Annotated in this window: 2 protein-coding genes; both read right to left on the bottom strand. The window is 49.8% G+C overall.

All coding sequences use genetic code 11. The annotated features are described in order from the left end of the window. On the bottom strand, positions 1-201 hold a 201-nt coding region (locus CXQ94_RS24085; protein WP_368665593.1), incomplete at its 3' end, for a prepilin-type N-terminal cleavage/methylation domain-containing protein. A 156-nt stretch (positions 202-357) separates the two neighbouring features. After that, a complete protein-coding gene (locus tag CXQ94_RS24080; protein ID WP_258067318.1) occupies positions 358-525 on the bottom strand; it encodes a hypothetical protein in 168 nt (55 codons plus the stop codon). Positions 526-532 lie beyond the last annotated feature (7 nt).

Below are 532 nucleotides of genomic sequence, written 5' to 3'. Positions count from 1 at the left end.
GGCGGTACGGTAAGGCACAAAGGTTTGTAGCGTGTCGGTGAGTGCGGCTTTGCGCAGGTAGTTTTGATAAGCGGGAATACCAATGGCGCTTAAAATGGCAATGATGCCAATAACCACCATCAGTTCGATAAGTGTAAACCGCGTTGCTTGTCCATCTGTTTCGCTCCTTGATTTGGTTGGCGCTACTTTGGCAAACGCCATCAGCACAGGCGAGGGGCAAAAAACGAAACGGGAAAGCAGATTCCGAGGTTTTTTATTTCGTTGCAGCGAAAGACAAGAAATTTGCGAGGCGTTACGAAGAAAGTTGGGGAAGGGGAGATTATCCGCCCGCGATGGAGCGGATAAATCTGTCAACTATTAGCGAAAACGCATTGAAAGGTCGAGTGCTTGTACGTGTTTAGTTAACGCACCGACGGAGATAAAGTCCACGCCCGTTTCGGCAAATTCACGCAGTGTTTTGTCAGTGACGTTGCCAGACACTTCCAGTAGCGCCTTGCCGTTGGTGCGTTTGACGGCTTCGCGCATCTGTTCT

Origin of the sequence: Arthrobacter sp. GMC3, assembly GCF_002929305.1 — a bacterium.
Lineage (GTDB): Bacteria > Actinomycetota > Actinomycetes > Actinomycetales > Micrococcaceae > Specibacter.
The sequence above is the reverse complement of the archived record's forward strand: the minus strand, read 5'-3'. Positions and strand labels throughout refer to the sequence as shown.

Coding starts and splice junctions, on each gene's coding strand:
- CXQ94_RS24080 (WP_258067318.1), bottom strand. CDS start 525: ATGCGCGAAGCCGTCAAACGCACCAACGGCAAGGCGCTACTGGAAGTG.